Here is a 21,908-nt window from a genome sequence, read left to right as displayed (position 1 = left end):
TCGCCGGAGGTGGTGGTCGAGGAGCTGGCCGGGTGTCGTGACCCGTACTTGATCGGTGTGCGGCACCACTCCCCCGCGCTCGCCGCCGCCCTGCCCCGGATGCTGGCGGCAGCGGCGCCCGATGTGCTGTTCGTGGAGCTGCCGGAGGAGTTCGCACCCTGGCTCGATCACCTGGGGGACCCGGAAACGGTGCCGCCCGTCGCGCTGGCGGGCTCCACCGGTGCGGGTGCTGGCGCGGGCAGGCTCGTGTTCCTGCCGTTCGCGGAGTTCTCGCCGGAGCTGGCGGCGATCCGGTGGGCGCGGGAGGCGAAGGTGCCGGTGGTGCCGTTCGACCTGCCGCTGGCGTGCCGGGATTCGGCGGAGAGGGCGTCGGAGGCGGTACCGGCGTCGGCGGCGTCGGTCGTCGAGGTCGGTGACTCCGGCCGGGGCCGTCTGGTGGCCGCGCTCCGGGCGCGGGCCGGACTGCGCCCGGAGGACGACCTGTGGGACCGTCTCGTCGAGACGGCCGCGCCGGGCGCCGCGGCGGAGGCGCTGCGGAGGGCCGCGCTGTTGGTGGGCTGGGCTCTGCGCAGGGACGAGGGCGAGGTGTCGGCGTACGACCTGGCGCGGGAGGCCCATATGCGGCGCCGCCTGGCCGAGCACACGGGCGGTCGGGCCGCGGCCGTGGTGGGGGCGTTTCATGCGGGGGCGCTGGCGCCGGGTGCGGGACGGCTCGGTACAGGGGTGACCGAGCCCGTGGGCGGGTCCGCGGGGGGAGACGTGGTCACCTCCCTCGTGCCGTATGCCTATCCGTTGCTGGACGAGCGGTCCGGGTATCCGGCCGGGATCCGGGATCCGGAGTGGCAGCGCGGAGTGTTCCTGGCGGGTGGTGAGGGCGGGCGGCTGGACGAGCTGTTGCTGGTCACCGCCGTACGCGTCTGTGCGGCGGTCCGTACCGCCGGGCACCCCAGCGGTCCCGCGGACGCGCGTGAAGTGGTGCGGATGGCGCGAGACTTGGCGGCGCTGCGCGGGTTGCCCGCGGCCGGTCGCGGGGAGCTCGTCGAGGCCGTGCAAACCGTTCTCACGCAGGGGCAGCTGCTCGGCCGGGGGCGGGTCGTCGCCGCCGCCATGGAGAAGGTGCTCGTCGGAGAGCGCCGGGGACGGCTCGCCCCGGGCACACCCCGGTCGGGGCTCGGGCCCGCCGTGGAAGCGGACCTCGCCACGCTCTCGCTGCCGACGCCCGAGGCGCCCGCGCGCCGCGAGCTGCGCCTCGATCCGCACCGCTCCGAGCGGGACCTGCGGCGCGACGTGTTCCTGCGGCGCCTGGCGGTCTGTCGTGTCCCGTACGGGGAGGAGGGCGAGGTCGCCCAGATCGGTGAGGCGGCCGCGCTCACCACGCGCTGGACGGTGGGGTGGACGCCGTCGGTGGCGGCGATGCTGGATGTCGCGGGCGTCCACGGCGTGACCCTCGAACAGGCGTCGGCGGGCATGTTGCGCCTGCGCCACGCGGCGGACGTGCGGCACGGCGGGCCGACCGCGGCACAGGTCCTCTCCGGCCTCGCGGACGCCGCGCACTGCGCTCTGCCCGGACTCACGGCCGAACGGCTCGCGGAGACGGCCGAGTTGCTGCCCGCTTCCGGCACGCTTCCGGAGTTGCTCGCGGGGCTGGACCTGTTGAACCGTATCGAGACGGGCCAGATGCCGGGTCTGCCCGAAGGGTGGCGGGCCGCCGAGGTCGCCGCCGTGCGTGAGGAGTTGGGCGCGGCGGGGGTGCGGGCTCTGGACGGACTCGCCGGTTCCGACGAAGTGGCGGACGCCCGCGCGCTGGTGGACCTCGCCGTCCGCGCGGCCGACGAGGGCGGCGGACTGCGGCTCGCGGCCGCGCTGGCCCGCCTCGACGCGGCGGGCACCCCGCTGATCCGGGGCGCGGCGGGCACGGCCCAGGTGCTGCTCGGGCAGCGCGACGCCGACGGCTTCGGCGTCCGGCTCGCGTCACGCGTGGACGGCGCGGCCACGCCCGAACTGCGCGCCGAGCTCAGCGCGTTCCTGCGGGGCACGCTGGTGGCCGCGGGGCCGCTTCTGGAGACCGGCCTGGCCATGGACCCGCTCCTGGAACGCGTCGAGTCCCTCACGGACCGCGCCTTCCTCGACCGACTGCCCGCCCTGCGCGCCGGTTTCGACACGCTGTCGCCCGCGGCGCGCACGCGGATGCTCGCTGCCGTGGAGGACCGTACGGGCCTGTCGGCGGACGCACTCCCGACGGCGGTCGCCGACCACGCGGCCCTCGCCCGGCTCGCGGTGGCGGATGCGGCGGGTCGGGAGGCGCTGGCCGCGGCGTGGCTGACGGCGGGTGTGCCGTCCTCGTACGGGGAGATCGCAGCCGACTCGTCTGCTCCTGCACGGATCCCTGCCTCCAGGACCGCCCCCACCCCGCCCGCCGACTCCGTCCTCGGCGCCCACGAGCGCTGGCGGCTGCTGCTCGGGCGGTCGCGGGGGCTGGGAGGTCGCGCGGGGCGGGTGGCCTCCGCGTTGGACGAGTTGTACGGGACGGGGCGCGGGGAGGGGTCCCGTGGCGAGGAAGGTGCCGGTCACGGGGCGGGAGGCGGCACCGACCCCTCGTACCCCGATGTGCGCGGCTGGTCGGAGGAGCTGGCCGCGCTGTTCGGCCCCGGAGGACGGGAAGAGGTGCTGGCCGCGGCGGCGGACGCCGGCCGCATCGACGCGGCGATGGAGCTCGACCCCGCGACGGTCCGGCCGTCCGTGGAGTTGCTGCGCACCGTCCTGTCGTACGCGGGAGGCATGCCGGAGAGCCGACTCGCCCGGTTGCGCCCCCTGGTGGCCCGCCTGGTGAAGGAGCTGACCGAGGCCCTGGCCACGCGGCTGCGCCCCGCGGTCACCGGCTTCGCGCATCCCCGGCCCACTTCGCGGCCCGGCGGGCCGCTGGACCTCGCACGGACCGTGCGGGCCAATCTGGCGACCGCGCGGCGCGATCCGGCCACCGGCACGGTGACGGTGCTGCCCGAGCGGCCCGTGTTCCGTACCCGGGCGCGGAAGGCGGCGGACTGGCGGCTCGTCCTGGTCGTGGACGTGTCCGGGTCGATGGAGGCGTCGACGATCTGGTCGGCGCTCACCGCCTCCGTGCTCGCCGGGGTGCCCGCGCTCAGCACACACTTCGTGGCCTTCTCCACGGAGGTGCTCGACCTCACCGACCAGGTGGACGATCCGCTCGGCCTGCTCCTGGAGGTGCGGGTCGGCGGAGGCACCAGCATCGCTCGCGGGCTGCGCCACGCCCGCTCCCTCGTGACCGTGCCGTCGCGCACCCTCGTTGTGCTGATCAGCGACTTCGAGGAGGGCGGACCCGTCGGCCCGCTGCTGTCCGAGGTACGGGCGCTGGTCGACGCGGGCTGCCATGTCCTGGGCTGCGCCTCGCTCGACGACACAGGGCGCCCTCGCTACTCGACGGGCGTCGCGGGGCAGTTGGTGGCGGCGGGCATGCCGGTCGCGGCGCTGAGCCCCTTGGAACTGGCCCGCTGGGTCGGCGAACGCATGGCAGGAGCGACAGGATGACCGAGCAGCCCGTACGTTCCGCGCTGCCTCCGGTGGCCCCCGAGGTGGCCGCCACCGCTCTCGGCCCGCTGCCGCCGCGGCTGCGCAAACGCGTCGACGGCGCCGTGGCCAAGGCGGCGGCCTGGCCGGTCGACGCCACGGAGAACGGTGACGGCACCGTCATTCGCGCGGTCGTCCGCGTCGACGACGAGACGGCGGTGACTCTCGCGGCGCCGCACGGTGCCGTCACCGCCGCGGACGACGTGACCTGCACGTGTCTGCTCGCGCCCGCCTGTCTGCACAGAGCAGCGGTGCTGCTGCGGGCACCGCTCGCGGAAGAGCCACCGGAACCGGCCGACGCCGAGACCGCCCCACCGCACCCCACGACCCCCTCGGAGCCGCCACCCACCCCTCCGGCCCCCGAGCCATCGAACGCCCCGCGCGCCCCCGAGCCGCCGCACGCCCCGGGCACCCCGAAGCCACCAACCGCCTCACCCGACCCCGCACCACCGCACCGCACGCTCACCCCCGAGCCACCGAACGTCACGGACTCCCCCGAGCCGCCGCACGGCAACCCACCTCCCGGACTGCCGCAAGCCACACTCGACCGCAAGCCGCCCCACGACACGCTGGCCCCCAGGCCGCCCCACGCCCCACTCGACCGCGAGCTCTCGCACACCAAGCCGACCCCCGAACGGCCGCACGACACGCTGGCCCCCGAACCGCCCCACGCCCCCCTCGACCGCGAGCTCTCGCACCCCACGCCCGACCCCGAGCCGCCACACTCCCCGCCCGCCCCCAACCACCCACCCCTGACTCCGACCCAGACCACAAGCGCCCTCGCCCTCTGGGCCGCGGCCGTGGACGTTCTGGTGGTCGGGGCGGGCGGGGCCGGGGGCGGGGTGGGGGCCGTGCAGCGTGCGCGGCTTCTGCATGCGGCGCACTCCGCGCGGTTGGCCGGCCTGCACCGGCCCGCCGCGGCCGCGGTGCGCGTGGCGCGGCGGCTCGGCGAGGCCTCCACCGAGGACCCGGCGTTCAGGCTGGCGGACCTGACGCACAAGGTCACCGAAGTGCTCCACGTACTGCACGCGCTGAAGACGCGGCGGTCCGCGGACCCCGTCCTCACCGGAACCGCACGCCGTGCGTACCGCCCCGATCAACCCCTGCGCCTGCACGGCCTGTTCACGGAACCGGTGGTGACCGCGTCGGGCTACGCGGGAGTCGTGACCTACGCCCTGGCCCCGGACGGAGAGCTCCGCACCCTGGCCGACGTGGCGCCGGGCGGCCCGGACCGCGTCCTGCGGGCGGCGCGTGCCTCCGTCCCCGGCGGCTGCGCGCTGTCGCTGCGCGACCTCGGCGACGGCGGCGGGGCCACCCTCACCGCACCGACCGTGTCACCGGACGGCCGGATCGGCGCGGGGAGCAAGGTGCGCTCGGTCCGGGCATCCGGCGCCGCGTGGACGCAGACCCCGCTCGACAACCTGTGGCAACGACCACCGCACACTCAACTCACGCGCGCCCTCGCCTGGTTGTCGACGCCCGTCGAGGAGCGGACGTCGGCCGGCGGCGACCTCGTCTTCCTCCGGGGGGCGGTCACCGCGACCGGCCTGTTCGCCGTCCTCAGCGGGCCGACGCTCCGCCTGCTCGCCCCGGACGAGCGCCCCGAACTGCCGTACGCGGAGAATCTGCGACTGCTCGCCGCGCGCCCCGGCCTCTGCCTGCATGTGGTCGCGCGCGTGTCCCCCGACCGGCCCGGCGGCGTCCTCGCCCTGGCCGCATCCTGGACCGGCCACGAAGGGCGACCGTTCCGCGCCGATCTCGGCCTGCGGCGCCTCGACAGCACGCATCTGCCGCCGCACACGGAAACCGCGACACCGCCCCCGGCCGCCGATCCCCCGGCCCTCCCCACCGAACTCGGCCTGCTGCGCCGCGCCGTGGACCGCGCGGTGGCCGGTGGTCGGCGGGTCGCCGCCGCGGACACCGCCGGCGACCTCCCGCGCCGCTTGCGTGCGGCGGGCCTCACCACGGGAGCCCAGTGCGCCCAGTGCCTCACGACGGCGGCCGCCGACCGCGAGCACGACGCACTCGGCCGCCTGCGCCCCGCCGACCCCGACGCCTACGCGGGGGCGTGGCTGGCCGCGTCCCTCTACACCCGGGCGGCCACCGCCTCACTGCTCACCGCGGCCTGGGCCCCACCGTCCGTACCCGCCCTCATGGAGAGCTGAAGGCCGAAGGGCCGGTGCCCGTGCCGGGCCGCCTCGGCCGCCTCGGCCGACGCCACGGCTCACTTCATCCACTCCGCCTCGTACTTCGCGTACGTCCCGTCGTGCTTCGCCAGGTGCACGAACTGGTCGACGTACTCCTTGAACTCGTCGTCGCCGCGCGGTGTCGCGTACGCCTTCTCGGAGAAGGTGAAGGGCTTGTCGGGGTGGAGGGAGCACAGTTCGGGGTGGATCTTCGACTGGTAGAGCGTCTCGCTCGCGTCCGTCATCATCACGTCCGCCCGCCCGTCGATGATCTCCTGGAAGATCGTGGTGTTCTCCGGGTGCAGCTTGATCGTCGCCTTCTTGATGTGCGCGCGGGCGAACTCCTCGTTCGTGCCGCCGGGATTGACGATCACGGTCGTGCCCGGCTTGTCGATGTCCGCGAGGGTGCCCGCGCCGAACTCGCCCTTGTCCGCGCAGCGCACGACGGGCGTCTTTCCGTCCTCGCGTGTCGGCTCGCCGAAGGAGACCTGCCGGGCGCGCGGCAGGGTGATCGAGACGCCGCCGACACCGATGTCGCAGCGCCTGGACGCCACGTCCTTCGTCAGGTTCGCCCAGGTCGTCGCCACGAACTTCGGCTTCGCGTCGAGGCTTTTCGCCAGGTCCCGTGCCATGTCGATGTCGATGCCGCTGTACGTGCCGTCGGCGGGGTCGAGCTTCGTGAACGGGGCGTAGTCGCCGGTCGTGCAGACCTTCAGTACGCCCTTCTTCGGGACGGAGTCGAGGAGGGTTCCATGGGTGCCCTGATGCCCGTCCGGCCGTCGGGCCTCGTCGTGCGAGGAGGGCGCGGCGGGTGCCGCCGCGGTGACGGCCAGCAGGCAGACCAGGGCGGACAGAGCGGCAGCACGCTTCACAGGGGGCTCCTCACAGTGCGGACGGGGCATGGGGGGCGAGCGAGTCGAGTCCGACCGGTGTCAGGTCGGGCGCCCCACTGTCATAAGCGTCCTCGTCGAACGGGTACAGAGGGCGCTCCACCCGGTGGTGGCCGAGCCGCAGCAGATCCTGGTCGACGCCTCCCGGCGTGAGCGCGAGGAGCCAGTCGGCGGCCATGTCGTGGAGCTCGGGCTCCAGGTAGCCGATCTTCACGACGACGAGGTCGTACGTGCGGGGGTCGATGCCGAGACCGCCGTCCGCCGGGCCCATGAAGTCGGCGAGCGTGTGGAACGGCTTGCGGCGCTCGACGAGGATCACGGTGAGGCCGCCGTGGCGCACGGCCGCCATGTCGACGCCGCGGTCGTAGGCTCCGCCCTCCGCCCGGTCCTGCTGGTCGGCGGCGCGCTGCAACGCGACGACCGTGCCGGTGAGTTCGTACGGTCCGCCGTGCTGCGCGTCGACCTTGCCGCCGACGCTCAGCGTGACCTCCGCGCCCACGCCCGCGTCGAAGCAGCGGGCGACGGCCACCGGGTCGGTGATGCCGGGGTGGACCGCGGTGACCCTGCCCGAGCGGATGTCGTCGTTGTCGAGCAGCCTGGCCAGCATGTATGCGAGGTCGCCCGCGCCGCCGGCCGTGGGGTTGTCGCCGGAGTCGCTGATGAGGAAGGGCCGCGCGTCCGATGCCACCGCCTTCTCGACGCACTCCTCGGCGGAGCCCGTGGGGCCGACGAAGACGAAGTCGCGGCGTGCGTCCCAGTAGCGGCGTGCGAGCTTCTCCGCTTCCGAGGCGGCGCGTTCGGCGTCTTCGCCGGTGACGACGATGGCGGCCCGGCAGCGCGGTTCGTCGGCCCAGGCGTAGCCGACCCACATCGCGGCGTCGAGGATGCCGGGGAGCTTCTCGATCTCGGCGAGGGATGCGTAGAGGGACTTGGCGGGCTCCAGGCGGGTGCTGGTCTTCTCGCCGGGCAGGAGCACGGGAACCTGGACCCAGGCGCGGTGCGGACGCACGCCCTCCGTCAGGCAGCGCACCAGGTTGCGGGCCGCGCGTTCGCGGGTCTCCCACGCGTCCTCGTGCGGGGCGAGGCGGTGGGCGGTGAGCAGGTCGACGGGTTCGGCGAAGCGGCGCGAGACGTTGCCGTGCAGGTCCATGGCGGTCGAGATCATCGGGCGTCCCGTGCCGTCCGGGGTGCCCACGGAGTCGAGTGCGGCGCGTACCGCTTCGGTGAGGTCGGCCTCGGCGTCGGTGAGGCCGATGACGCTCATGGCGCCGTGGATGTCGTAGACCAGGCCGTCGAGGGGGCCTGCTTCCCTGATGCGGGTGACGAGTTCGTCCTTGAGGATGAGGTATGACTCCGCTTCCACCGGGCCGCCGGGCAGCGAGGTCGCGTGCAGGAGGGGCACCCATTCGACGGTGTCGGCGAGGTCGGAGTCGGCCCGCGTCCAGGTGTAGCGGTCGAGGAGGTCCTGGCCGCGGGTCTGGCGGAAGTCGTCGGTGGTGGAGCGGTGGGGGCAGAACGTGGACGACTCGATGCCGATGCCGCCGATGCCGATGCGCAGGCGGCGGGGGTGTGCGGAGGGGGTCATGCGGGTGCGCTCTCTTCCTGCGGTGCGGGGGCGGGGCCGGAGGCGGTCGGGGGGTGGCGGCGCAGCGCCGTGAGGCCGGCGCCGAGCAGGCCGGCGTCGACGCCCGTCACGGTGGTGGTGATCTCCAGGTCGGCCGTGGCGAGCGGCAGGCAGCGTTCGTAGAGGACGCCGCGTACGGCCGCGACCAGCGGTTCCGCGGTGGCGAGGACACCTCCGAGTGCCACGGCCTGCGGGTTGAAGAAGTTGACGACGACGGACAGGACCGAGCCGATGTGCCGGCCTGCGGTGCGGACGAGCGTGGTGGCCTGGGGGTCGCCGTCCGCGACGAGCCGCAGCAGGTCGCTGGTGTCGGACACCTCGATGCCCTGGAGGGCGAGTTCGCGGATGAGGGCGGCCCCGCTGGCGACGGTCTCCAGGCAGCCGATGTTGCCGCAGCTGCAGGGGCGGTCGCCCGCCGCGTCGACGCGGACGTGGCTGATGTCGCCGGCGCTGCCGTTGGCGCCGTCGTGCGGGCGGCCCGCGGAGATGACGCCGCTGCCGATGCCGCGGCCGGCCTTGACGACGACGAGGTGTGCCAGTTCGGGCCGGGCCACGCGGTGTTCGCCGACGGCCATCATCGTGGCGTCGTTGTCGACGGTGACGGGGATGCCGAGCCGGTCCGCGAGGACGTCGCGCAGGGGGTAGCGGTGCCAGCCGGGCATGCGGGACGGGCTCAGGACGCGACCGGTGCCGGGCTGCACGGGGCCGGGGAAGGCGACGCCGAACGCGCGGACCGTGCGGCCCTCGGCGCGCTGCCGGGCGACGAGCGCGTCGGCCTGCGCGCAGAGCCAGTCGACGGCGGACTCGGGGCCCGCGGTGATGTCGTGCGGCAGGTCGACGGCGTCGGTGACGGTGCCGCCGAGGTCGACCGCGCCGAGCCGCGCGTGGTGGCTCCCGAGGTCCGCGGCGAGGGCGACACCGCCCTGCGCGGCCACCCGGAGCAGCCGGGGCCTGCGGCCGCCGCGCGACGCGCCTTCGCCGGACTCGGTGAGCAGCCCGGCGTCGACGAGTTCCTGCACGCGCAGGGAGACCGTGGAGGGTGCCAGGCCCAGTTCGCGCACGAGGTCGGCGCGGGACGTGGCCGCCCCCGACGAGACCAGGTGCAGGATGTGCTGCCCCGAGCCCGGCTCGCCGAGTGGTGTTCCGGTCATACGGCCGCCCCCAGGTGGTCGTCTTGCTCGTTACTTCGACGCGTTTGTTCGGCAGTGTTCGTTCGACAACGGGACGAACACTAAGTCCAGTCGAACCAAGTTGGCCAGGGGTTCCCGCTTTTCCACTTCTTGCCGAATGAAGCTATTGACTTGTTTTTCGCGGTCGGCCTAGCGTTCGGGCGCCGCCCGTCGTACTCCGGCACGGGCCGGCCCCGTACCCCTTGGAGGCCCATCGCCATGCGCTCACTCAGGTCCGCGGCGGCCGCGCTGCTCGTCCTCGCGGCGGCCCTCACCGGCTGCACCCGCGAGGGCGGCCGCATCGACATGGGCCCCACCGGCGGCACTCCGGTCGAGGGCGGCACCGCGACGATGGCGCTGCCGCCGTCGGCGACGCCCAACTGGATCTTCCCGATCGGCGCGCCGGGCTATGGCGCCTCGTACAACTACGGGATCTATTCACTGATGTTCATGCCGGTGTACGACGCCGTGCAGGACGCGGCGGAGGGGGAGCTGACCACGCACGGGCCCGGCACGCTGGGTCTCGAGCCGAAGTACAGCGACGGCAACAAGACCGTGACGGTGCCGCTGCGCGAGGGTGTCAAGTGGTCCGACGGCACGCCGGTCACCGCCCGCGACCTGGAGTTCTGGTTCAACCTGGTCAAGGCCAACAAGGCGGAGTGGAGCAACTACTCCGTCGGCACGATGCCCGACAACGTCAAGCGGTTCGAGACGCTCGACGATCACACGGTGCGGCTGCACCTGACCCGTGCGTACAACCCGGACTGGTTCACCGCCAATCAGCTGGTCCTGCTGCGTGCGCTCCCCCGGCACGCCTGGGACGCGAAGAGCGACGGCGGGCGGATCGGCGACTGGGACCGCACCCCCGCGGGCGCCAAGGCCGTCTTCGCGCGGCTGACGAAGCACGCGAAGAGCCTCGGCTCGTACGGCTCCGACCCGCTCTGGAAGACGGTCAACGGGCCCTGGAAGCTGGCGGGCTGGCGCGACAGCGGGCAGGTCACGATCGTGCCGAACGAGAAGTTCACCGGCCCGGAGTCGGAGCGCCCGCACCTGGACAAGGTGGTCTTCAAGCCGTTCACGACGGCCGACTCCGAGTACAACGTGCTGCGTTCGGGCGGCGTCGACTACGGATACATCCCGCCGTCGGTGATGGCGCAGAAGGAGAAGTTCGAGGACAAGGGGTACCGGGTCGATCCATGGGAGGGCTGGGCGGCGACGTACATCGTCTACAACTTCAACTCCACGCACGGCGGCCCGATGATGGACCAGCTGTACATCCGGCAGGCCATGCAGCACCTCGTCGACCAGAAGGCGATGAGCGACGTCGTCTGGCAGGGCAGCGCGACCCCGACGCTCGGCCCGGTGCCGGTCACGCCGAAGAGCCAGTATCTGTCCGAGAAGATGGAGAAGAACCAGTACCCGTTCTCCGTCGCCAAGGCCAAGGCGCTGCTGGAGCGGCACGGTTGGCGGACCAAGGACGGCACCGCCCGCTGCGTACGTCCCGGCACGGGCGCGGACGAGTGCGGCAAGGGCATCGACAGGGACACGCCTCTCGAACTCACCCTGCTCTCCCAGTCGGGGTCCACCGAGACGACGAACATGATGCAGGAGCTCAAGTCGTCCCTGTCCAAGGGCGGCATCGACCTGACCGTTCGCCAGCAGCCGCTGAACTCGGTGCTCGGCAACTCCGTTCCGTGCAGGGCGAAGGATCCGGGCTGCGACTGGGACATGTCGTTCTTCGGGACGGCCGGCAGCTGGTACTACCCGCTCAACCCCAGCGGCGAACAGCTCTTCTCGACGGGCGCCTCCGCCAACTTCGGCAACTACAGCGACACGAAGGCGGACCGCATCATCCGGGCCGTGCAGTACTCCCCCGACATGAAGGCCGTGCACGAGTACGGGGAGTACCTCGCCGAGCAGCTGCCCGTGATGTGGATGCCGAACCCCGCGTACCAGGTCTCGGTGATCCGCAACGACCTGCGCGGCGTCTCGCAGAACCCGACCGTCACCTTCGCGCCCCAGCACTGGTACTACGTCAAGAAGAAGGGGGCCGAGAAGTGACCGGCTTCACCGGCTTTCTGGTCAAGCGCTTCCTCCAGGCGATCGTCGTCCTCTTCCTGGTGTCCGTCATCGTCTTCGTGCTCCTGCACCTGCTGCCGGGCGGTCCCGCCCGCGCGATCCTCGGCCCGAAGGGCACTCCGCAGCAGATCGAGCACTTCAACCACCAGCAGGGGTACGACCGTTCGCTGCCGACGCAGTACGCGATGTACGTGAAGCGGCTGCTCACCGGCGACCTCGGCGAGTCCTTCAAGCTCAACTCGCCCGTGTTCGACCTGCTGAAGCAGCGTCTGCCGAAGACGCTGCTCCTCACGGTCCTGTCCACCGTCCTCGCGGTCGTCATCGCCGTCCCGCTCGGTCTGCTGCAGGCCGTGCGGCGCGGCAAGGCGTCGGACTACGCGCTGACGGGCCTCGCCTTCCTGCTGTACGCGACGCCCGTGTTCTTCCTCGGCCTCATCATGATCATCCTGTTCGCGCAGGTCATGCCGGTCTTCCCGGCGGAGGCACCACAGGGCGAGACGATCGGCGCGCTCCTCGGCGACTTCACGGGGCTCGTCCTGCCCGTGGTCACCATGGCCTTCGGCATCGTCGCGATGTTCAGCCGCTACATGCGCTCGGCGGTCCTCGACAACCTCACCGAGGAATACGTCCGCACGGCGATGGCCAAGGGCCAGTCGAGCCGCCGGATCATGGTCAGGCACGTCCTGCGCAACGCGCTGATCCCCCTCGCCACGCTCCTCGGCCTCTATCTGCCGACGCTGTTCAGCGGCGCCCTCGTCGTCGAGTCGATGTTCAACTACCCCGGCATGGGGCTGCTGTTCTGGAACGCCGCGCAGGGCTCCGACTTCCCCGTCCTGCTCGGCGTGACGCTCGTCGTCGGTGTCGCCACCGTCGTCGGCTCGCTGCTCACCGACGTCCTGTACGCCGTCCTCGACCCCCGGATACGGAGCGTGGCATGAGTACCACGGTCGCCCCTGTCACCGCGCCAGGCCACGAGGACGCCGCGCAGGCCACGCCGTCACTGGCCCGCCGCACCCTCCGGGTCTTCACCGGCAACAAGCTCGCCCTGACCGGAGTGGTGGTGCTGCTCCTGCTGCTCGCGTTCAGCTACCTCGGCCCGCTCGTGTACGACACCGAGCAGATCCACACCGATCTGTCCCGGGCCAACCTGCCGCCCGGCAGCTCGGGACACCTCCTCGGCACCACCGACCTCGGCTACGACATGGTCGGCCGGCTGATGGTCGCCGGACAGACGTCCTTGGAGATCGGCCTCGCGGCGGGGCTGCTCGCCACCCTGTTCGGCACCGTCTACGGCGCGGTGTCCGGCTACTTCGGCGGCTGGGTCGACGCGGCGATGATGCGGATCACGGACGCGGCGCTCGCCATCCCCGCGATGTTCCTGCTCGTCGTGGTGGCCGCCATCATCACGCCCAGCAAGGGCGTCCTCATCATGATCATCGCGGGCGTCGCATGGCTGTCCCCCGCCCGCCTGGTGCGCGGCGAGGCCCTGTCGCTGCGCAACCGCGAGTACGTGCAGGCGATGCGGATGATGGGCGGCGGCGGGACGCGCGCCGTCTTCAAGCACATCGTGCCGAACGCCATCGGCACGGTCATCGTCAACTGCACGTTCCAGATCGCCGACGCCATCCTCTACGTCAGCTATCTCGCGTTCCTCGGTCTGAGCATCCCGCCGCCGTCGGCCGACTGGGGATCGATGCTGTCGGCCGGCATCACCTACACCCAGAACGGCTACTGGTGGCTGATCTTCCCGCCGGGCATCGCGATCGTGCTGGTCGTCGCCGCGTTCAACTTCATCGGCGACGGGCTGCGTGACGCGTTCGAAGTGCGGCTGCGGAAGTAACAGGAGACACGACAGATGACCGAGCCCCTGCGCGCGGCCGAGCCCCGGCCCGCGACCGAACCCCTCCTCTCCATCGAGGACCTGCGCGTCGACATCGCCTCGCGCGAACGCACCGTCCACGCCCTCGACGGCGTGTCCCTCTCCCTCGCCCCCGGTGAGGCCCTCGGCATCGTCGGCGAGTCCGGCTGCGGCAAGACGATGACCGCGCTCGGCGTCCTCGGCCTGCTGCCGCCGGGCGGCGAGATCACCGGGGGCCGCGTCCTGTTCGACGGACAGGACCTCGCGGCGGCCCCGGCGCCCGTCCTCCAGGGCGTCCGCGGGAACACCATCGGCATGGTCTTCCAGGACCCGCTGACCTCCCTCAATCCGACGATGACCATCGGCGCGCAGGTGGCGGAGCCGCTGCTCCTGCACCGCCCCGGCATCGGCAGGAAGGAGGCGTGGGCGCGCGCCCAGGAGATGCTGCGGCTCGTCGGCATGCCGCAGCCCGCCGAGCGGATGAAGGCCTACCCGCACCAGCTGTCCGGCGGCATGCGCCAGCGCGTCGCGATCGCCATGGCGCTGGTGTGCGAGCCGAAGCTGCTGATCGCGGACGAGCCGACGACGGCCCTCGACGTGACGACGCAGCACCAGATCCTGGAGCTCGTGGACGATCTGCGCGCCCGGCTCGGCATGGCGATGATCCTGGTCACCCACGACCTGGGCGTCATCGCCAACCGGGTGGACCGGGTCGCGGTGATGTACGCGGGCAAGGTCGCCGAACAGGCCGACGTGCGCGGCCTGTTCGCACACCCCCGCCACCGCTACACCGAGGCACTCTTCGCCGCGCTCCCCGAGCGTGCGGCCGACAGCGGCACGGAGCTGCACACCATCCCCGGGCTGCCGCCGAACCTCGCGACGCGCCCCACGGGCTGCCGTTTCGCGCCGCGCTGCACGTTCGCCACGGACGAGTGCCGTACGGCGGAGCCGCCGCTCGTGGACGACGGGACGCGGGGCCCGGAGCACCGGTTCGCGTGCTTCCATCCGGTACCGGCCGAGGTCGAGGCCGCCTCCGAGGACGAGATCGTGGTCCCCGCGCCCGTGCCCGCAGCCGCCGAACCCGGTGACGTACTCCTCGAACTCGACGCCCTCGTCAAGGAGTTCCCCCTCAAGGGCGGCGCGTTCTCGCGCGGTCGCGGAACCGTCAGCGCGGTCGGCGGGGTCTCGCTGACGATCCGCAAGGGCGAGACGTTCGGCATGGTCGGTGAGTCCGGCTGCGGCAAGACGACGCTCGGGCGGATCGTCGCGGGCCTGGAGGAGCCGACCGACGGCGCGGTGCGCTTCGAGGGAGCCGACCCGTCGCTGATGTCACGGGCCGAACGGCGCGCGCACCGGCGGCGCGTCCAGCTGATGTTCCAGGACTCCACCGCCGCGATGGACCCACGCATGCGGGTCGGCGAGATCCTGCGCGAGCCGCTCGTGATCCAGGGCGTCGGCGGCCGCGCCGAGCAGGAGGGACTCGTGGCCGAGCTCCTCGACGCCGTCGGCCTGCCGCGCGGCGCCGTGCACCGCTACCCGCACGAGTTCTCCGGCGGCCAGCGCCAACGCCTCGGTCTCGCCCGCGCGTTGACGCTCTCCCCTGACCTGGTGGTCGCCGACGAGCCGGTCTCCGCGCTCGACGTGTCCGTGCAGGCGCAGATCCTCAACCTGATGCGGGAGCTGCAGCGCGAGCGCGGTCTCGCGTATCTGTTCATCTCGCACGACCTGGCCGTCGTACGCCATCTGGCGGACACCGTCGGCGTGATGTACCTGGGCAAGCTCGTGGAATCGGGCCCCGCCGAGCAGGTGTACGCGCATCCACTGCACCCCTATACGCGCGGGCTCCTGGACACGGTCAACCTGCCCGATCCGCAGGCCGCGGGGACGGGCCCTGAGCGCGCGCCGCTGGAAGGCGAGACGCCCTCCGCCGCGAAGCCCCCGTCGGGCTGCCGCTTCCGCACCCGGTGTCCCCTCGCGCAGGACGTGTGCGCCACGACCGAACCGCCGGTCAGCACGCCGAACAGCGCGGGACACCAGGTGGCCTGCCACTTCCCCCTGGCCTCGGAGCGGCTAGCGTCGGCGGTGTGAGACTCGCCGACGCCCTTGCCCAGCGCCCTGTCGTGCTCGACGGCGGCCTCGCCAACCAACTGGAGGCCGCCGGGCACGACCTGAGCGACGACCTGTGGTCCGCGCGGCTGCTCGCCGACGAGCCCGCCGCGATCGAGGGCGCCCACCGCGCGTACTACGAGGCGGGCGCCGAGGTCGCGATCACCGCGAGCTACCAGGCGACGTACGAGGGGTACGCGCGGCACGGCATCGACGCCGGGCGCACCCGCGAGCTCCTGCGCCTCGGCGTCGCACTGGCCCGGCGTGCCGGGTCCACCGCCGGGCGCGAGGTGTGGGTGGCCGCGTCCGCGGGTCCCTACGGGGCGATGCTCGCCGACGGCTCCGAGTACCGGGGGCGGTACGGGCTCTCGGTGGACGAGCTGGAGCGCTTCCACCGGCCCCGGCTCGAGACCCTCGCCGAAGCCGGACCCGATGTCCTCGCCCTGGAGACCGTGCCCGACGCCGACGAGGCCCGGGCCCTGCTGCGGGCGGTGCGCGGCCTCGGGGTGCCCGCCTGGCTGTCGTACAGCGTCGTGGGCACGCGCACGCGCGCGGGGCAGCCCCTCGACGAGGCGTTCGCGCTCGCCGCCGACGCGGACGAGGTCATCGCGGTCGGCGTGAACTGCTGCGACCCGAGGGACGCGGAGACCGCGGTGGGGCTCGCCGCGCGGGTCACCGGGAAGCCCGTGGTCGTCTATCCGAACAGCGGGGAGGAGTGGGACGCGGCCGCCCGGGGCTGGCGGGGGCCCGCCCGGTTCTCGGCCGGGCAGGTCGCGGGGTGGCGGGAGGCCGGGGCGCGCCTGATCGGGGGCTGCTGCCGGGTGGGGCCCGCGGCGATCGCGGAGGTGGCGGACGAGCTGGCCGCGGGTGGCTCCGCGAGCCGGAACACACGGCTCTGACCTGCACGGATGCCGTCCCCGGGGGAGATTGTCAGTGCCGGGGTGCAGACTGACCGGTACCTGAGACAACGACGTCCCGGAGGTGGTCGGCATGGCCGACATCATCCTGACCGTAGGCACCCGCAAGGGCCTGTTCATCGGCCGCAGGCGAGGGGGTGCCTGGGAGTTCGACGACAGCCCGTACTTCAACGCGCAGGCCGTGTACTCGGTGGCCATCGACAACCGTGGCCCCACCCCGCGCCTCCTGGCCGGCGGTGACAGCGCGCACTGGGGTCCTTCCGTCTTCCACTCCGACGACCTCGGGCGGACGTGGACGGAGCCGTCGAAGCCCGCCGTGAAGTTCCCCAAGGAGACCGGGGCTTCGCTGGAGCGCGTGTGGCAGCTGCACCCGGCGGCCGCCGAGCCGGACGTCGTGTACGCGGGCACGGAGCCCGCCGCGCTGTACCGCTCGGAGGACCGCGGCGAGTCCTTCTCGCTCGTGCGGCCCCTGTGGGAACACCCCACCCGGTCCAAGTGGGTGCCGGGCGGCGGCGGAGAGGGCCTGCACACCGTGCTGACCGACGTCCGGGACCCGCGCGCGGTGACGGTCGCGGTCTCCACCGCCGGGGTGTTCCGCACCGAGGACGGCGGCGCGAACTGGGCGCCTTCGAACGACGGCGTCTCGGCGGTGTTCCTGCCCGACCCGAACCCCGAGTTCGGTCAGTGCGTGCACAAAGTGGCGCGGGACGCCGCCGACCCGGACCGGCTGTACCTGCAGAACCACTGGGGTGTGTACCGCAGCGACGACGCGGGCGCGCACTGGACCGACATCGGCGGCGGGCTGCCGTCCGACTTCGGTTTCTCCGTGGTCGCGCACCCGCACCGCGGCGGCACGGCCTATGTCTTCCCCATCACCGCCGACAGCGACCGCGTCCCCGCCGACCACCGCTGTCGCGTCTACCGCACGACCGACGCCGGCGAGACGTGGGAGCCGCTGAGCACGGGCCTGCCCGACGAGGACCACTACGGCACGGTGCTGCGCGACGCCATGTGCAGCGACGACTGCGACCCTGCGGGCATCTACTTCGGCAACCGCAACGGGGAGGTGTTCGCGTCGGCGGACGACGGCGACACCTGGCAGCAGCTCGCCTCGCACCTGCCGGACGTGCTGTGCGTGCGGGCCGCGGCCATCGGTTGATCACCCCTGCCGTTACGGCAGTAGGGTGACGCCGTGGCACCACGACCCTTGCATGAAATCGTCGAGACCGGCTGGGCCGAGGCCCTGGGACCGGTGGCCGAACGGATCGCCTCGATGGGGGACTTCCTGCGCGCGGAGATCGCCTCGGGACGCACCTATCTCCCGTCGGGGGCGAACGTCCTGCGCGCCTTCCAGCAGCCCTTCGACGACGTCCGCGTCCTGATCGTCGGTCAGGACCCCTATCCCACGCCCGGTCACGCGGTGGGCCTGTCGTTCTCGGTCGCGCCCGAAGTGCGGCCGCTGCCCGGCAGCCTCATCAACATCTACCGCGAGATGAACAGCGACCTGGGCCTGCCCGCGCCGACGAACGGCGACCTCACGCCCTGGACGCGCCAGGGCGTCCTGCTGCTCAACAGGGCGCTGACCACCGCACCGCGCAAGCCCGCCGCGCACCGGGGCAAGGGCTGGGAGGAGGTCACGGAGCAGGCCATACGGGCGCTCGCGGCGCGCGGCAAGCCGCTGGTGTCGATCCTGTGGGGCCGCGACGCGCGCAATCTGCGGCCGCTGCTCGGGCAGTTGCCCTCGGTGGAGTCCGCGCACCCCTCCCCCATGTCGGCGGACCGCGGCTTCTTCGGGTCGCGCCCGTTCAGCCGGGCCAACGACCTGCTGGTCCAGCAGGGAGCGGAGCCGGTGGACTGGCGGCTGCCGTGACATCGGACGGAGCCGAGGAGCGGGTGTCGCAGTCCGTGCGGGAGTGCGTACTGGGGGTCGACTCGGGCGGTTCGGGGCTGCGGGCCGCCCTGCACGTCCCGCAGGGCATGCGCCGCCCCGACCCGGTGCGCGCCGTCGCGCCGGTGCGCACCGGCCCGCGCGGCATCGACGCCGGACACTTCGTGGAGCAACTGCTGCCCATGGCGCGGGGCTTGCTGGAGCAGGCGGGCGGCGGGCGGATCGCGGCCGTCGCCGTCGGCGCCGCGGGCATGGCGACCCTCGGTGACGACCTCCGCGCCGCGCTGCCCGCCGCGCTCGGCCGGGCGCTGGGCGTACGGCGCACGGCGCTGGCCGCCGACGCCGTCACCGCGTACGCGGGAGCGCTCGGCGACCGTCCCGGCGCCGTCGTCGCCGCGGGCACCGGGATGATCGCGATCGGCACGGATCTGACCGCCTGGCGCCGCGCCGACGGCTGGGGGCACCTGCTGGGCGACTGCGGCGGCGGCGCCTGGATCGGTCGCGCCGGGCTCGAAGCGGCGATGCGGGCGCACGACGGCAGGCGCGGCGGTTCGCGGGCGCTGCTCGCACGCGCCGAGGCGGCGTTCGGCCCGCCGGCCGGGCTGCCGGGGCAGCTCTATCCGCGCGCCGACCGGCCCGCGGTCCTCGCCTCCTTCGCGCCCCACGTGGCGGAATGCGCCGCGGACGACCCCGTGGCGGACGGCATCCTGCGGGCCGCTGCCCGCCACATCGCCGAGGCGGCGGCCGCCGTCTGCCCCGTCGCGGACGCCTGCGACGTCGCCTTCACCGGCGGACTCCTCAACCTGGGCGAGCCGCTGCTCGCACCCCTGCGCGCCGAGCTCGCGGAGCAACTGCCGCACGCGCGGCCGGTCCCCGCGGCCGGGGATCCGCTCGACGGCGCGGTGCGCATAGCGGCGGATGTCGCCGAGGGCCGGTTGCGACTGCCGCTCGACTCCCGCATGCTCTCCGTCCACGGTGCGGGTGACCATGAACAAGGTGACAGTTGACCTCTGCGTAATTCATCAGACAAAAACGGACTTATACCGCCCACCTGCACCCTCCCCGAACAGGGATGGCCCGCAAGCCAGTAGCATGCGGGCGCATGAGCTCCCCCACTGGGCCCGCATCCGGCCTGCCAGTACGAATGCCGCGCCCCCGTCAGCCGGGCCGGCACCGCCGTCCGGAGCCCGTCGCGGCTCCTGAGGGCGCGCCCGCACTTGTTCTCGCCGTGCCGGGCGCCCCCAGCACCACCATGCGCGGCCTCGCCGAGGAAGTCGTGAGCATCGCCCGCTCCGAGCTGCCCGGTCTCGACGCCAGAATCGGTTACCTCGACGGTGAGGAAGACGCCACCGTCACGTCGTTCCCCGAGTTCCCCTCGCTGCACTCCGTGCTCGCGCACGCGGCCGCGGAGCGCACCGCCCGCGTCGAGCGCGCGCGTGCCGCGGGCGCCGAGGTGGCCGACCCCGAGGGTCCTGTCGCCGTCGTCGTGCCGCTGCTCGCGGGCCCCGACGCCGCGCTGATGCGGCGCGTCCGGCAGGCCGTCATGGACAGCCGTGCCGCCGCCGAGCTCACCGACGTCCTCGGCCCGCACCCGCTGCTCGCCGAGGCCCTGCACGTGCGCCTCTCGGAGGCCGGGCTCGCCCGCGCCGACCGCGCCCGCCTGTTCACCGTGGCGACGGCCGCGGACGGCATCGTGCTGGCCACCGTCGGCGGCGACGAGGCCGTGCAGGCCGCCGGGATCACCGGCATGCTGCTCGCCGCGCGTCTCGCGGTGCCGGTGATGGCCGCCGCGCTCGACGAGGAGGGCGCCATCGCCGCGACCGCCGAGCAACTGCGCGGTTCCGGCTCGACGCAGCTGGCCCTCGCGCCGTACCTGATCGGCCCGGAGCTCGACAGCGCTCTGCTGGAGGCGGCCGCGAAGGAGTCGGGCCTGTCCGTCGCCGAGCCGATCGGCCCCTACCCGGCGATCGGCAAGCTGGCGCTGGCCAAGTACACGACGGCGCTCGGCATCACGCCGCAGCAGCCCTCGGGTGCGCCCGCGCACTGAAGCGACCCCGTACGTACGACGACGGGCCCGCCCCGATGTGGGGGCGGGCCCGTCGTCGTACGCGGGCGTGTCTCTCAGCCGAAGACCACGCAGGAGGCCGCGGGCGCCGCGACGGAGCCCGTACGGCTCGGGATGCCCGTCTCCTGGTCGATCGCGAACCAGGTGACGTCCCCGGAGCGCTCATTGGCCGCGTACAGGTGCCGTCCCGCCGGATCGATCGCCAGGTCGCGCGGCCACGTGCCGCCGCACGGCACCGTCGCCTTCAGACTCGGCACGTCGCCCGTCTCGTCGAGCGCGATGACCGAGATGACGTCCGGGCCGCGCGTGGCGGCCCACAGGAACCGCCCGTCGGGCGCGATCACGACCTCCGAGGGGTACGTGTCGCCCTCCGGGGCCTCCGCGAGGACGGGCAGCTCGCCGAGCGGCTTGAGCGAGCCGTCGGCGGCGTCCCAGGTGCAGACGGTGAGGGTGGGGCTGAGCTCGTTGAGGATGTACGCGCGGTCGCCGCGCGGGTGGAACACGAGGTGCCGCGGACCGGACCCCGGACGCAGCGCCACCTCGCGGTGCAGGGTCAGCCCGCTCTCCCCGAAGGCGCACACGCGCACGGAGTCCGTGCCGAGGTCGGCACTGACCGCCCAGCGGCCGCTCGGGTCCGCGAGGACCTGATGCGCGTGCGGGCTCTGCTGACGCTGCGGGTGCGGTCCCGAACCGGTGTGCCGCAGCTCGCTCGACGGCGTCGGGACGAGGGTCCCGTCGCCGCGCACCTGCACGGCGGTGACGCTGCCCGACCGGTAGTTGGCGGTGAGCACGTGCCCGTCGTACAGGGCGAGGTGGGTCGGCGCAGACCCGACGGGCACGGGCGGCCCGGTCAACTCGGCCCTGTCGCCCGCGGTACGGAACGCGGCGACGCCCCCGTCGGAGGTCTCACTCACCGCGTACAGCGTCTCCCCGTCGGACGAGAGCGCGAGATAGGACGGGTCGGCGACCGCGTCCGTGGCACCGAGCACGGTCAACGCCCCGCTCTCCGGCGCGACGGACGCGGTGATCACACCCGGCCCCCCGGCCGCGGTGAAGGATCCGATGTACGCCCGCCCCGCCTGCCTGCCGACGACCACGACTTGTCCCCTCTCGCCCCGGGCGCCCCGTCCGTCGCGCCACTCGTGCGCCAGACGCTAGCAGTCGGTCTAGACCATGTGCGGTCGAGGGGACGGTGTCGTACACCGTCATTCCACCGCCGCCACGCCGACGCCCACCGCCATGAACAGCCCGCCGGTGGCCCGGTCCCAGCGGCGGCGGCAGGTCAGAGCTCGCACCCCGAGCCAGATCAGGGCCGCAGCGCCGGCCGGCTTGACGACGGTGAAGGCCAGGGCGGGCCTCGTGGCGATCGCCGACACGCCGAGCGCCGCCGCGCGCATGTGCACGCACAGGCCTGTCCGGGCACCCAGCGCCGAGTATTCGCGGCGGCGACGGCGCCGGGCCTCCGCTGACTGGGCGTACCGCGGTTGTGCCCGTCCCGCGGACAGCGGATTCTTTGGAAGATGAACGGGGCTGGTGTGGCG

At 73.5% G+C, this 21,908-nt stretch carries 16 protein-coding genes; 11 read left to right on the top strand and 5 right to left on the bottom strand.

The genetic code is table 11. The annotated features are described in order from the left end of the window. Nucleotides 1-9: 9 nt before the first annotated feature. Nucleotides 10-3,546, top strand: coding sequence for a DUF5682 family protein (locus tag DEJ48_RS34190; RefSeq protein WP_223832288.1), 3,537 nt, complete (start codon nucleotides 10-12; stop codon nucleotides 3,544-3,546). Further along, entirely contained in the window at nucleotides 3,543-5,750 is a 2,208-nt protein-coding gene (locus DEJ48_RS34185) for a hypothetical protein (protein WP_150220001.1), read from the top strand. The genes DEJ48_RS34190 and DEJ48_RS34185 overlap by 4 nt, the downstream gene beginning before the upstream one ends. A 59-nt stretch (nucleotides 5,751-5,809) precedes the next feature. On the opposite strand, the gene DEJ48_RS34180 is transcribed toward DEJ48_RS34185, so the two are convergent. The 3 genes from DEJ48_RS34180 to DEJ48_RS34170 are packed head-to-tail and all read right to left on the bottom strand — an operon-like array spanning nucleotide 5,810 to nucleotide 9,436. Then, nucleotides 5,810-6,643, bottom strand: coding sequence for a transporter substrate-binding domain-containing protein (locus DEJ48_RS34180; RefSeq protein ID WP_150220000.1), 834 nt, complete (start codon nucleotides 6,641-6,643; stop codon nucleotides 5,810-5,812). A 10-nt stretch (nucleotides 6,644-6,653) separates the two neighbouring features. Beyond that, nucleotides 6,654-8,246 (bottom strand): M81 family metallopeptidase, encoded by a 1,593-nt coding sequence (locus DEJ48_RS34175; RefSeq protein ID WP_150219999.1) that lies wholly within the window; start codon nucleotides 8,244-8,246, stop codon nucleotides 6,654-6,656. Then, nucleotides 8,243-9,436, bottom strand: a complete 1,194-nt coding sequence (locus DEJ48_RS34170; RefSeq protein WP_150219998.1) for an ROK family transcriptional regulator — start codon at nucleotides 9,434-9,436, stop codon at nucleotides 8,243-8,245. The genes DEJ48_RS34175 and DEJ48_RS34170 overlap by 4 nt, the downstream gene beginning before the upstream one ends. 237 nt (nucleotides 9,437-9,673) lie before the next feature. Here DEJ48_RS34170 and DEJ48_RS34165 point away from each other — a divergent pair, with 237 nt between their 5' ends. The 9 genes from DEJ48_RS34165 to DEJ48_RS34125 all read left to right on the top strand — a co-directional run bounded on the left by DEJ48_RS34165 (nucleotide 9,674) and on the right by DEJ48_RS34125 (nucleotide 20,349). Continuing rightward, nucleotides 9,674-11,515 (top strand): peptide ABC transporter substrate-binding protein, encoded by a 1,842-nt coding sequence (locus tag DEJ48_RS34165; protein WP_150219997.1) that lies wholly within the window; start codon nucleotides 9,674-9,676, stop codon nucleotides 11,513-11,515. Further along, nucleotides 11,512-12,471, top strand: coding sequence for an ABC transporter permease (locus tag DEJ48_RS34160; RefSeq protein ID WP_150219996.1), 960 nt, complete (start codon nucleotides 11,512-11,514; stop codon nucleotides 12,469-12,471). Before DEJ48_RS34165 ends, DEJ48_RS34160 begins: the two co-directional genes overlap by 4 nt. Beyond that, nucleotides 12,468-13,373 carry an ABC transporter permease gene (locus DEJ48_RS34155; RefSeq protein WP_223832287.1) on the top strand — a complete coding sequence of 302 codons (906 nt, stop codon included), beginning with the start codon at nucleotides 12,468-12,470 and terminating at the stop codon, nucleotides 13,371-13,373. Before DEJ48_RS34160 ends, DEJ48_RS34155 begins: the two co-directional genes overlap by 4 nt. Before the next feature lie 15 nt (nucleotides 13,374-13,388). Next, entirely contained in the window at nucleotides 13,389-15,479 is a 2,091-nt protein-coding gene (locus DEJ48_RS34150; RefSeq protein ID WP_150219995.1) for an ABC transporter ATP-binding protein, read from the top strand. Beyond that, a complete protein-coding gene (gene mmuM / locus DEJ48_RS34145) occupies nucleotides 15,476-16,396 on the top strand; it encodes a homocysteine S-methyltransferase (protein WP_150219994.1) in 921 nt (306 codons plus the stop codon). The genes DEJ48_RS34150 and mmuM overlap by 4 nt, the downstream gene beginning before the upstream one ends. A gap of 91 nt (nucleotides 16,397-16,487) precedes the next feature. Beyond that, nucleotides 16,488-17,573 carry a WD40/YVTN/BNR-like repeat-containing protein gene (locus DEJ48_RS34140; RefSeq protein WP_150219993.1) on the top strand — a complete coding sequence of 362 codons (1,086 nt, stop codon included), beginning with the start codon at nucleotides 16,488-16,490 and terminating at the stop codon, nucleotides 17,571-17,573. 33 nt (nucleotides 17,574-17,606) lie between these two features. Next, entirely contained in the window at nucleotides 17,607-18,284 is a 678-nt protein-coding gene (locus DEJ48_RS34135) for a uracil-DNA glycosylase (protein ID WP_150219992.1), read from the top strand. 107 nt (nucleotides 18,285-18,391) lie between these two features. Beyond that, nucleotides 18,392-19,309, top strand: coding sequence for an N-acetylglucosamine kinase (locus DEJ48_RS34130; protein ID WP_223832546.1), 918 nt, complete (start codon nucleotides 18,392-18,394; stop codon nucleotides 19,307-19,309). A 95-nt stretch (nucleotides 19,310-19,404) separates the two neighbouring features. Continuing rightward, the gene (locus tag DEJ48_RS34125; protein ID WP_150219991.1) at nucleotides 19,405-20,349 is read left to right on the top strand and encodes a sirohydrochlorin chelatase; all 945 of its coding nucleotides are present in this window, start codon (nucleotides 19,405-19,407) and stop codon (nucleotides 20,347-20,349) included. A 74-nt stretch (nucleotides 20,350-20,423) separates the two neighbouring features. On the opposite strand, the gene DEJ48_RS34120 is transcribed toward DEJ48_RS34125, so the two are convergent. Continuing rightward, a complete protein-coding gene (locus DEJ48_RS34120) occupies nucleotides 20,424-21,464 on the bottom strand; it encodes a lactonase family protein (protein ID WP_190537766.1) in 1,041 nt (346 codons plus the stop codon). Nucleotides 21,465-21,572: 108 nt separating this feature from the next. After that, nucleotides 21,573-21,872, bottom strand: a complete 300-nt coding sequence (locus DEJ48_RS34115; protein ID WP_223832545.1) for a LysE family transporter — start codon at nucleotides 21,870-21,872, stop codon at nucleotides 21,573-21,575. Nucleotides 21,873-21,908 lie beyond the last annotated feature (36 nt).

The sequence above is a fragment of the Streptomyces venezuelae genome (assembly GCF_008642315.1).
Classification (GTDB): Bacteria; Actinomycetota; Actinomycetes; order Streptomycetales; family Streptomycetaceae; genus Streptomyces; species Streptomyces venezuelae_D.
This window is presented reverse-complemented; position numbering and strand designations above follow the sequence as displayed.

Excerpts from the sequence above, each read along its gene's own strand:
- DEJ48_RS34185 (WP_150220001.1), top strand. The coding sequence starts at position 3,543 with ATGACCGAGCAGCCCGTACGTTCCGCGCTGCCTCCGGTGGCCCCCGAG.
- DEJ48_RS34175 (WP_150219999.1), bottom strand. The coding sequence starts at position 8,246 with ATGACCCCCTCCGCACACCCCCGCCGCCTGCGCATCGGCATCGGCGGC.
- DEJ48_RS34170 (WP_150219998.1), bottom strand. The coding sequence starts at position 9,436 with ATGACCGGAACACCACTCGGCGAGCCGGGCTCGGGGCAGCACATCCTG.
- DEJ48_RS34165 (WP_150219997.1), top strand. The coding sequence starts at position 9,674 with ATGCGCTCACTCAGGTCCGCGGCGGCCGCGCTGCTCGTCCTCGCGGCG.
- DEJ48_RS34155 (WP_223832287.1), top strand. The coding sequence starts at position 12,468 with ATGAGTACCACGGTCGCCCCTGTCACCGCGCCAGGCCACGAGGACGCC.
- DEJ48_RS34150 (WP_150219995.1), top strand. The coding sequence starts at position 13,389 with ATGACCGAGCCCCTGCGCGCGGCCGAGCCCCGGCCCGCGACCGAACCC.
- DEJ48_RS34140 (WP_150219993.1), top strand. The coding sequence starts at position 16,488 with ATGGCCGACATCATCCTGACCGTAGGCACCCGCAAGGGCCTGTTCATC.
- DEJ48_RS34130 (WP_223832546.1), top strand. The coding sequence starts at position 18,392 with ATGCGCCGCCCCGACCCGGTGCGCGCCGTCGCGCCGGTGCGCACCGGC.
- DEJ48_RS34125 (WP_150219991.1), top strand. The coding sequence starts at position 19,405 with ATGAGCTCCCCCACTGGGCCCGCATCCGGCCTGCCAGTACGAATGCCG.